The following is an 11,476-nucleotide window of genomic DNA, read 5'->3' on the forward strand; positions in this document are numbered from 1 at the left end:
ACTAATGAATTTAAGCAATCAACAGGTAACCCTTAACAATGGAGTAGGTGCAGGACTAAAATTCCATGGGGATGGTTCTAATCCTGATTTTGCACGTGGTACCTATGAACTTCCACTTCAGAACGCTTTAGCAAGCTGCTTAAACCGTGATCATATCTTCTATGATATCGGTGCCAATATTGGCTTTTTTACTATTATTGCTGCGAAGCTAGTTGGGTCATCTGGACAGGTTTATGCGTTTGAGCCAGTGCCAAACAATGCTGACATTATTCTACGGAATGTGGAGCTTAATAGTTTCTCCAATGTTACTGTTTTCCCACAAGCAGTTTCTGACTCAACCGGAACCGGAGAATTGTTGCTGGCCCATCATTCAGGGGGAGCTACTTTAGCTACAGCGGGTACACCTCCAGATCTCAGGGGTGAAATGACAGTTGACCTTGTGTCTATTGATGATTTGGTGTCCCAAAAGACTTTGAAACCCCCAACGGTTGTCAAAATCGATGTGGAAGGAGCAGAAATTAATGTTTTAAGGGGGATGATCCAAACTATTAAAGAATTTCAGCCCATCCTGATTTATGAAGTAGATGATGGGAATCAAGAGTCCTTTAAACTCAAGAATAAAACCATTGAGATGTTTATTGACTCTCTAGGATATAAAATCATGCCCCTGGAACCAGCTTATCCCAATATCCCCTGGTATGTTGGACATGCGATCGCGTTTTCAAATCTCAACTGAAAATGCTATATTTTTGTAGTAAGCATTCAGCCGTCAGCTGTCAGCCGTCAGCCGTTAGTGGTCAGCTTATTGTATTCAAAAGCTGTTCGTAAAGTAGCGTGCCCATAGCGCATAAGCTAATGGCTGATAGCTGATAGCTGATAGCTGATAGCTGATAGCTGATAGCTGATAGCTGATAGCTGATAGCTGATAGCTGATAGCTTACGAATTCTAAGCAAATTCTAAAATATGCTCAGCCGTAATTTGAGCTTGTTCCAAGTGAGGCACATGACCACAGTCTTTAATCCAGATTAATTGAGATTGTGCGATCGCATCCTTAAACTTGCTAGCAGCAGCAGTCCCTAAAATTTGGTCATGGTCACCCCATAAAATTAGAGTTGGCTGGCTAATCTGAGCCAGCTTATCTCCAAAATCACCATAACCACCACTTTTGGTAAACGCAATCAAGGCTTGATGCCAACCAGGCATTTCTAGGTGCAATGCAGCACAAATTCGGGCATCTTCAGAGGCCCAACCTTTATCATAGTAAGCGTTTCTACTTATACTTTGCCTTACCTTGGGATTAGCCAAAAATGCTGTCGCTAGGTAGCCTAAGGGAGGAAACAAGAATTTCCCAATCGGGGGAGCCTTGGTGCAGCCAGCGCTATCTATTAATACTAACTGTTTAACCACCTGGGGGTAAGAGAGGGTCAAATCAATCGCCGCTGCACCCCCCATCGAGGCACCGACTACAATCACTGGTGTTCTAATCAGGGTTTTCCAGAAATAATAGAGATGGGTTGCGATCGCATTTGGACTAAACGGAGTCCCTGCCATGCGATCCGTAAACCCAAAACCCAACAAATCCACTGCCCAGGTTTCATTTTCCTGAGCCAGCAGTGGTAGCAAGCGGCGTAATTCTAGCAGGGAACTATCGAAGCCATGGAGTAACAGAATCGGCGTGCCACCCTTACCCTGATTAACGTAAGTTGTGGCAATGGCCTGTGGGCTCAGGGGAGTTGAGATAGCTTGACGCTGGATACTTTGAGCAAGGTCAATCGAGGTAGACTCAACTAGCTGCTGGGTATTGGAGGGCAGAAAATCAGGGAACATCAGTTATTTATAGCAGTTCTCAATTGGGTGAGGTACCTCGTTCTGGGTTTTAGGGAGTAGGGAGCAGGGAGTAGGGAGTAGGGAGTAGGGAGTAGGGAGTAGGGAGTAGGGGGAATAAAATTGAGTGTACCTCATAAGTACGATAAACGCTATAAACCCGATTAACTGGTGATTAAGACAAAAGGCAAAAGACATCAATGAAAATATTAAATTTTAAATTGCCATTAACCATAAACCATTAACCATTCCCTAATCCCTAAAGAAGCCACTTAACTTGATTATCAATTTGGTGAATCCCCTGTAGCCGTTGTTACCTCTACAGCCTTGCCATCCTTCCCTTCTACTTTCCCATTATAATCGTTCTTTAATCCAAGAATTTCTTTTTTTACCTGATCCAGCTCATCTTTAATAGCCTGAGTTTGGTCTTCGAGAAGCTCGTTCATAAAGTTTTCCACAATATTTCGTATGGGTCGCCACAATTGTTGCCAACGTTGGTGGTCTTTCTCAAGTAGCTGCAAATAGGCATCACTACCGTGGGGAAACGGAATACCCCCCAAGAATTCTACAGCTCCGCCAAAATCGACAGAAACCCCCTGGGAACCCAGTCCCATCACAGTGTATAACTCTCCAACAGGACTACAGTTTGATAGGTAAAAGTTCCCAACTCGCAAACCATTCCCAGCCAACATATTTAAGGGGAAGGGGGGCGGCAATGGCATACTAGGAGCTATATCCAATAAATTTTCCACGCGATGGGTCAGCCCCTTACCGATTTGTCGCTCGTAGTAGTTGGCAAATGACTCATTGCCTACTTTTGGTGCCCCAATCGTGTAGACTTTGAGCATCACAGTCGAACCAAAGTAACGCCGCAAAGCATTAGCACCCAGGAAGGCTAAGGACCCCCCTAAACTATGACCAGTGACATAAACGTCCACTGGCTCCTTGAGTTCTTCGAGTTCTAGCACCCTAGTTTGTTGAAAATTTAAAATGTCTGTTAGCTCGTCATCATTACCCAGTTCCTCATCTGCCACTGCTTCCTCAATCAGGGTTCTGGCTTCGAGCTCAAAATCAGTACCGAGTCGAATTGCGCCAGCATCGGCGATGGCTGTGATGCAGGCAAACTGCCTTTCATAAGTCATCTGGTGGATTTTATCAAAATCTTTGGCTGTGAGCTTACCTAGTAAGGTCTTAAAAAAGATTTCGAGTTGATCACAAACCGATTCAGAGGCTTCCCAAAATCCTTTAACCACTTTAATTCTTTTATCAGTGACGGAACCGTAGTTGACTAAATCCCAGTCAAAGTCAGATACCAGGTCTGTTAGTTCAAAAGCTCCGCGATCGGTCACGATTGAGCCTCGGAAAACCACGGTATACTGATGAGCAGTTGTTTTTTTGGCAATAAATCCACGCACATTGCTTTCATCATTGCGGATGCTGTGGACAAATTTCCAGTCTTGATATCGGTAAAGGGAATTGTATATTTCTTGAATTTCTATGTCGTTGACATTGCCATCATCATACTGGTATATCGAGTAGATTTGCTGGCAAAATTTGGCCATTAATATGGCTTCATCAAAGCTAAAACCACTTTTGATATTCTGGGGCATATTCATCTTTAATTGACCTCCTGAGCTTATTCAGATCTTGGCACACTTTTTTGAGCCGTAAAATTCTAGCAGTTTGCTGTAGGTTAAATATATAGCAGTTCTCAATTAGGTCAGGGACTTTTGTCCTGGGTTAATGGCAGTAGGGAGTAGCGATGCAGCCAGGTCTTGGGGAGGCAGCGCGCTCAAAGGAGGCCACCCCATGAGCGACTGCCGTTCCACGGGGCTTTCAAGGTGTTCGCAGGTGACCCACGCAGCCCCTCCCCGATGAGCAACTGGCGTGGTTTTCCCCACTCGCGCTTTGGATCAAGACATTGATTTTCAACTTTGAGATGCACCACTACCGCACACCCCATACCCCACAGTCACGTCTTTGTTAAAAAGCTACCCTGATCAGGGCTCTGGCGCGGGGAGGGGGGGAGTAGGAAAAAATGCTGTTTATAGCAATTCTCTCTCCCATAAGGTACAAAGAGATCCCCCTAAATCCCCCTTAATAAGGGGGACTTTGAGGCAATTAAGCGTACCTCATAAATGCAATAAACGCTATATCTCACTCGTGATGAGAATTGCTATATAGCTTACTTAAGCAAATTCTTTAGGGTTTGAGCTAACACTTTAACATGAGGTTGTCGGAGTAGATTAAGGTGATGACCGGGAATAAGATGAGTTTCTACCTCCTGAGCCGATAACTGACTCCAACCCAAGGTGGGGTCTTGAGGATTTGAATTCCAAGGTTTGCTGGTTCGTAATAAAGTAATTTTACCAGTATAGTGCTTAGGAGTATAACGAAATGATGCCTGGGTATTCCCTTGCATAACTCGAAGCAATGGGCGACTAGAACGAATAAGAGAATTAATTCTATTTAATACTTTGCCAAGGGTTTGGGATTTATTTGCTGACTGTATGGATGGTAAAGCCTCTTGAGCCAATACCCTGACATTAGCTGGGTTTGGGATTTTAACATAATCATAGACATAGGGCCAAATTTGAGGCAAGGCTTGTGTGAGCAAAAACTTAAAACCAACATACAACTTAGTTAGTTGACTCGTTGAATTGGGAGGCAAATCAATCAAAATAAGACGCTCAGTAACTTCCCCAATTTCTTCTAATTGTCTGGCCATTTCAAAAGCAATCAAAACGCCCAAAGACCAGCCCCCTAAGTAATAAGGTCCATGAGGTTGAACTGTTTTTATCGCTTTAATATAGTAATACGCCATTTCCTCGATACTAGTTAAGGGGTTTTCATTTTCCATAAACCCTAGGGATTTAATTCCGTAAAACGGTCGGTCTTTTCCTAGAAGACGTGCTAACTCAAAATAGGGAAAAACAACTCCTGCTACAGGAGGAAGGAAGAAGAAAGGAGATTTATTACCTTCTGGTTGTATAGGAATCAGACAGGGTAATAAGTCAGATGGAGAATCACTAGGCTGGGAAATTGTTGTTGGTGATTCAATCGTAGCCTGAGGGGTATTTTGATGCTCTGCTTGGGAAAGGTCTTCCGGAGCAGCTAATTTCATTTCTGACTTTTTATTGATTGAATTATTCCTTAATGTTAGTTGCTGATTAATTTCTGTTCCTAAATCAGCAATACTAATTCCCTCTACCAACTGCACAATAGGAATATCTACACCCAACTTACTTTTAACTCGATTACGCAATTCTAAAGCCATCAAGGAATCCAGTCCCATCGTAGTTAAAGGCTGCTGTAGGTCAATGGTCATGTCTCCCATTCCTAACACCGTAGCAATTTCAGATTGAAGGTGACTTGATAAGATAGTTTCCCGTTCAGCTGTTGAAGCCACTTCTAGTTGAGATATAAGTTGAGATTGTTGAAATTCTGTTGTAGATTTTGTGGTAGCAGTAAACCCCTCTAAAAAGGGTAGTTTGACTCCATTAGGTAGTTGGTTAAAAAATTGATTCCACTGAATTGGAACTACCCCAACTTCTACCGCTGAACTACTTATTAATAAATCCAATGCTTCTAACACTTGAGAAGGAGAAATCGGATTAATTCCTTTTTGTATTGCTCTACTATCTGCCCCACTTTCAGCAGCTAGCCCCACCTTAGAAACAGGTCCCCAGTTAATACTCAATCCTGGTAATCCCATACCGTGACGATAGTGGGCGACTGCATCCATAAAACCATTAGCGGCGGCATAGTTTCCTTGACCTGGTGAACCCAACATCGAAGCCATCGACGAGAAACAGACAAAGAAATCTAAGGGTAAATCAAGGGTCAGTTGATGCAAATGCCAAGTTCCGGCCACCTTTGGTGCCATCACTTTGGTAAACTGCTGCCAACTCATGTTTTGCAGTAACCCGTCATCCAATACCCCTGCCGCATGAATCACTCCTTTGAGTGGGGGTAATGATGCTGATATTTCCTCTAGGGTCAAGGCTACATCTTCAGTTAGGGAAATATCCCCTAATACTACTCTGACATGGGCTCCGGTTGTTTCTAACTCCTCTATTACTTTTTGTGCTGTTTGGTTGGGAGCCCGACGTCCCATTAATACTATCTGCTTTGCTCCCTCTTTTACCATCCATTGGGCTACTTCCAGCCCTAAGGCTCCTAATCCTCCTGTAATCAAATAACTGGCTTCTGGTTTGATGGACTTTTGCTCAGATAAAGCTTCTGGCATTTCCACCACTACCTTCCCTATATGCTTGGCCTGCTGCAGATACCGGAAGGCTGCTGTGACTTCCTGATCAGGGAATACTTTATAGGGTAAGGCTTTGAGTTTTCCTTGGTTCCATTGCTGAGTTAATTCCTTGGACAGTTGAGCCATTACATTTGGTTGTTGTTGTACTACTTCTCCTAAATCAAAGGGGTAGTAACTAACATCTGGTCGTTGTTCCCATACTTGCTGTTGGTTCCAAATCCCAATTTTGCCAATTTCGACAAATCTGCCTGTTGGAGCTAATACTTCTAAGCTCTTGGGAATGTACTCTCCATTGAGGCTATTGAGGACTACATCTACCCCTTCCCCTGCGGTGCGCTCCAGGATTTCCCCGGCAAACTCTAAGGTGCGGGAGTTCATGACGTGCTTAATGCCCAGGGATTTGAGAAATTCGCATTTACTCGGACTTGCTGTAGCAAATATTTCTGCCCCTGCTCGTTGGGCGATTTGCACGGCGGCTTGCCCGACACCACCTGCTGCGCCATGAATTAATACTCGCTCTCCTGGTTGAATTTTGGCTAAGTTATGCAACCCGTAGTAGGCAGTCAGGAATGTCAAGGGTAGGGTGGCTGCTTCGGTGAAACTCATGTGTTTCGGCTTTGGCATCACATGGTCTACTGTGGTAGTGATAAAACTGCTGAAACCGTCGTGGAGCATGGTGGCTATGACTTCGTCTCCTACTTGCCACTGTGAGACTTGTTCTCCTACGGCACTGATTTTACCAGCACATTCAAAACCGAAGGTTAGTTGCTGTGCACTGCTGATGCCTAGATCGGAGGCGTAGTAGTCTTTAAGTAATCCTAGGGCGTTAAGCACGTCTCGAAAGTTTAGTCCCACTGCAGCTACAACGATTTCTACTTCCATAGCTTTTGGAACACGCCGCTGCATTGGCTGCCAGTTGAGATTGTCTATCACTCCGTATTCTGACAGTTTTAATTGCACTGGTTGGTCGCCTGAGGTGATTGGCTGTTTGTGGGGTTTTTGTACTAGTCTGGCTACATAACGACTGCCCTGACGTATGGCGATTTGGTCTTCTACATCTTCTGATAAGAGCTCTGTGACTAGGGCTTCTAGGTTTTGAGTAATCTGCTTTTCTGGGTCACAGTCGAGGCGTTTACAGCCTAATTCTGGGTGTTCTTGGGCGATTACTCGTCCTAGTCCCCATAAGCTTCCATACTCGGGGTTGATTACTTCTGTGTCTGAGTTGACCCTCTGGGTTCCTTGGGTTACTAACCATAGCTGTGGGATTTTTTCCGGTTTGCTGTTGAGGATTGCTTGCACCAAATGTAGCAGAGCCCCACAACTTTTTTCTTGAATTTTCTCTAATTCTAGGTGGTCTTTGCCAAGGAGTTCTGGCACACTCCACAGATGGACAACCCCTGTCATCCCTGGGTTTTCTTCTAGCAGTTGTTGGAATTGTTCACCACTGGTGGGATTGATTTGATAGTGTTGTGGACTTAGTTGCTCATAGGTTTGTCCTGCTGATACTCTGATGCACTCGTGACCTTTTTGTTCTAGTGCTTCTACTAGGTGAGTATCTTCTGCCAATACTAACCATTTGCTAGTTACTGCTGGTGATGGGGTGGTTGATGGTAGGGCTTGAGCTTGCCAGTTGATTTGATAATACCAATGGCTGATATCTGGTTGCAGACTTCTCAACAGAGCATTGGCTGTGGTTGCCCTTACCCTTAATCCCTCTAGCTCGGCTAGTATCGTGCCGAAGTTGTCTACCAGCAAAATGTCGGCGGTTAAGCTGGTTTCTGGTATTTCTGCTATTGCCCATACCTGGCTGGTTATCTGACGATACAGTTTGAATTTTTCTATCCCTACTGGCAGATAGGTCTGGTCGGTTTCGGTGTTGTCTATGGCATGACCTATCATTTGTAGAGCTGCATCTAATAGGGCTGGATGTAGCTGATAGTCTGTTAATTCTGCGGTTAATTCCTCCGGTAAGGCGATTTCCCCTAGGGCTTTCCTTTGACCTTTCCACAACTGTTTTATTCCTTGGAAACTGCTGCCGTAGTTAATCCCTCTTTCGAGACATTGTTGATAATGTTGTTTGATGTCTATGGCTTGACTACACTCTCTTTTATATTTTTCTAGGTCGATTTTGGCTTTGCTATTGGTAGTCGGCTCGGTATAGATCTTTCCTTCGCTGTGCAACAGCCATTGGGGTGTCTGTTGATTTTCAGCAATGGATGTGCTGAATATTTCGAACTTATAGCTGTTGTTTTCTAAGGGGCTGACTACTGTTTGTATTGTCAAAATTTCTGTTTCTGGTAGGATTAAGCCTCTTACTATGGCGACATCTGCTACTTCTACTTCGGCTTTGTTGAACAGAATTTTAGCTGATGAAGCTGCCATTTCTAGGTAGCCTGTGGCTGGAAATAGCACTTTTTCAAATACTTGGTGGTGACTGAGATAGGCTGGGGATTCTGCCCTTAGGTATGATTGAAAGTGATGTTGATTCTCTATTCCGGCTAGGTTGAGTTTTTCTCCTAGTAATGGGTGCAGATTTTTGGCTGTTGACAAATGCTGTTGCGGTTGGTAGCCATTTTTGGTTTCTATCCAATACCGTTCTCGTTGGAATGGATATGTTGGCAATACTACTTTCTGACGGCTATAGTCTCGGTCAAACCCTGACCAATCTACCTTGACTCCCTGGACATATAACTGTCCTAAACTAGACAGCATCTGCTGCCATTCTTCTACTCCCTCCCGCAACGACGGTAACCAAATACCGAACTCTTCTGGTAGACACTGCCGCCCCATGCCTAATAAAATTGGTTTCGGTCCGATTTCTAGGAAGATTTCATAGCCTTGCTGGTACAAGGTCTCCATACTTTGGGCAAACCTTACAGGTTCTAACACATGATTTACCCAATAGTTGGCTGTGGCTATGCTCTTGTCGGCTTGAAGTCCAGTAATATTTGATATTACTGGTATTTTGGGTTGATGGTAGGTGATTTGATGGGCTACTGCTTCAAATTCTGCCAACATTGGTGCTATCAGAGGGGAGTGGAAAGCATGGGATACCTGTAGCCTTTTGGTCTTGATTCCCTCAGCTTCTAATTTGTCACAAATAGCACCAATATCTTCACTGGCTCCAGAAATTACCACACTTAATGGACCATTAATAGCAGCAATTGCTACTTTCTCTGTGTAGGTCTTAAGGAAATCACGCACTTTTGACTCCGATGTCATCACCGAAACCATCTCTCCACCAGAGGGCAACTGTTGCATCAATCTTCCCCGGGTGGCAATGAGTTTTAAACCGTCTTCTAAACTAAATACTCCTGCTACCGTTGCTGCTACATATTCCCCCACACTATGCCCCATGACGGCATTTGGTTCAATACCCCAGGATTGCCATAACTTAAACAAGGCATATTCAATGGCAAATAGGGCTGCTTGAGTATAAGCAGTTTGGTCTAGTAAAGATGAAACTTCTGTATTCCCTTTTCTTGGTTCCGTTTTCCCTAAATTAGGATAGAGAACTTCTAGTAAAGAATGTTCTAACTCTGAACTTAGGATAGTTTCACATTGGTCAACTGCTTGACGGAACACTGGCTGGGTTTGATAAAGTTGCTGTCCCATGTTGATATACTGGGAACCTTGACCAGTGAACAGAAAGGCTACTTTAGGTGAACTGGTATTGCTCGGAACTTGTCCAGAAAATAATCCTCCTACTGCTTCGACCCCTTGGTGGTGAAGCAGTTTTTCGGCTAATTCCTGTTGGTTAGAGACTATAAGGGCTAGGCGGTGGTTGAAGTGCGAGCGCCCTGTATTGGCAGTGTAACAAATGTCTGCGATCGCATCTTCTATATGAGTTTCCAGATGATTATGATAACGATTAGCTAAATTTTCCAGAGCTTTTGGAGTTTTTGCTGACAGGGTTAATAAATGAAGAGGACGCTCTAAAGAATCCTTGAGCAGGGGGGGTTGGCTCTTGACTTGAATTGGTGCTTCTTCCAACACTACATGGGCATTAGTCCCACTCATTCCAAAGGAACTCACCCCTGCAATTCTGGGTTTCTCTCCAGGAGACCAAGGTCTTGGTGAAGTAGGAACTACCAGAGGAAACTCATCCCAAGGGATGTGGGCATTTGGGGTAGAAAAGTGCAAATGAGGTGGTATTTCCTGGTAATGTAGGGACAGCACTACTTTAATCAAACCTACTATTCCCGCTGCTGCCTCTAGATGACCGAGGTTAGTTTTTACACTACCAATCACTAAGGGATTAGACCGACTACGATTGGGGCATAATACAGATGCCAAAGCTCCCACCTCGATCGGATCTCCCAGAGATGTACCAGTACCGTGAGCTTCAATATAATTAATTTCCGTTGGCTCTACCTTACCATTGGTAAGAGCTTGACGAATTAATTTCTCCTGAGCCATTTGATTAGGTACAGTTAAACCACTACTAGGTCCATCATGGTTAACAGCTGAACCTCGAATCACAGCCCAAATTTTGTCTCCATCTGCGATCGCATCCGATAGGCGCTTCAGGATAACTATGCCACAACCCTCACTACGGCTAAACCCGTCTGCACTAGCATCAAAAGTCTTGCATCTGCCATCTGGGGAAAGGGCTTTAGCTCTTGACAAAAAGATTGTTCCTTCTGGAAAGAGATTGAGGTTGACACCTCCAGCTATAGCTAAATTAGACTCGGTGGTTCGTAAGCTCTGACAAGCTAGGTGTACTGCTACTAAAGAAGAAGAACAGACAGTATCAATAGCCATATTGGGGCCTTGTGACCCTAGAAAAAAGGAAAGTCGTCCTGATGCAAAAGACAAACCGTTCCCTGTGCCATCATAGATACTCAGCTGTTCATGGTAATTGGAGTCTGCTAATCGCAATCTGCTATATTCGGTTTGTGTAATACCAAAAAAAATTCCTGTCTGGCTATTTTTCAAGTTTTGGGGCACAATCCCAGCGTATTCTAATGCTTCCCAACTCACCTCTAACAGCAAACGCTGCTGAGGGTCAAGGCTAAGAGCTTCTCTGGGAGAAATGCCAAAGAACCCTGGCTCAAACATATCTATATCATGTAAAAATCCAGCATTTCTTGTGTAAACTTTGCCAGGAGTTTCTGGATCAGGGTCATAGTATTCATCGATATTCCAGCGGTCTAGTGGAACTTCAGTTATAGCATCCACTCCATTACGTAAAAGATGCCAAAACTGTTCTGGAGTGTTTGCTTCTCCAGGAAAGCGACATCCCATACCAATAATAGCTATAGGTTCATTTTTTTTATACTCTAAATCCTTCAATTTAGACTCCAAAGCTTCTAGCTTGATAAGAGCCTTTTCCATTAAGGGTTTATAGTCAATACTTCGGCTACTTTCTTTCATCATTT

Annotated in this window: 6 protein-coding genes; 1 reads left to right on the forward strand and 5 read right to left on the reverse strand. The window is 44.0% G+C overall.

From position 1 onward, the window contains the following. The first annotated feature begins 4 nt into the window (after positions 1-4). Positions 5-736, forward strand: a complete 732-nt coding sequence (locus tag F6J90_RS12205) for an FkbM family methyltransferase (protein WP_293093424.1) — start codon at positions 5-7, stop codon at positions 734-736. Between the two features lie 210 nt (positions 737-946). Here the strand turns inward: F6J90_RS12205 and F6J90_RS12210 are convergent, their stop codons facing one another. From F6J90_RS12210 to F6J90_RS12230, 5 genes are all read right to left on the reverse strand, one after another. Continuing rightward, on the reverse strand, positions 947-1,828 hold the full coding sequence (locus tag F6J90_RS12210) for an alpha/beta hydrolase (RefSeq protein WP_293093426.1): 882 nt from the start codon (positions 1,826-1,828) through the stop codon (positions 947-949). A gap of 3 nt (positions 1,829-1,831) precedes the next feature. Beyond that, a complete protein-coding gene (locus F6J90_RS12215; RefSeq protein WP_267876488.1) occupies positions 1,832-1,963 on the reverse strand; it encodes a hypothetical protein in 132 nt (43 codons plus the stop codon). A gap of 146 nt (positions 1,964-2,109) precedes the next feature. After that, positions 2,110-3,441 (reverse strand): hypothetical protein, encoded by a 1,332-nt coding sequence (locus F6J90_RS12220; RefSeq protein WP_293093428.1) that lies wholly within the window; start codon positions 3,439-3,441, stop codon positions 2,110-2,112. Positions 3,442-3,540: 99 nt separating this feature from the next. Then, the gene (locus tag F6J90_RS12225) at positions 3,541-3,726 is read right to left on the reverse strand and encodes a hypothetical protein (RefSeq protein ID WP_293093430.1); all 186 of its coding nucleotides are present in this window, start codon (positions 3,724-3,726) and stop codon (positions 3,541-3,543) included. Between the two features lie 284 nt (positions 3,727-4,010). Continuing rightward, complete coding sequence (locus F6J90_RS12230; RefSeq protein WP_293093432.1) at positions 4,011-11,474, reverse strand: type I polyketide synthase; 7,464 nt, start codon at positions 11,472-11,474, stop codon at positions 4,011-4,013. Positions 11,475-11,476: the final 2 nt, after the last annotated feature.

The sequence above is a fragment of the Moorena sp. SIOASIH genome (genome assembly GCF_010671925.1).
GTDB lineage: Bacteria > Cyanobacteriota > Cyanobacteriia > Cyanobacteriales > Coleofasciculaceae > Moorena.

Bases quoted from the DNA above. Each gene is read 5' to 3' on its own strand.
- F6J90_RS12230 (WP_293093432.1), bottom strand. From the start codon at position 11,474: ATGATGAAAGAAAGTAGCCGAAGTATTGACTATAAACCCTTAATGGAA.
- F6J90_RS12205 (WP_293093424.1), top strand. From the start codon at position 5: ATGAATTTAAGCAATCAACAGGTAACCCTTAACAATGGAGTAGGTGCA.
- F6J90_RS12210 (WP_293093426.1), bottom strand. From the start codon at position 1,828: ATGTTCCCTGATTTTCTGCCCTCCAATACCCAGCAGCTAGTTGAGTCT.
- F6J90_RS12220 (WP_293093428.1), bottom strand. From the start codon at position 3,441: ATGAATATGCCCCAGAATATCAAAAGTGGTTTTAGCTTTGATGAAGCC.
- F6J90_RS12215 (WP_267876488.1), bottom strand. From the start codon at position 1,963: ATGAGGTACACTCAATTTTATTCCCCCTACTCCCTACTCCCTACTCCC.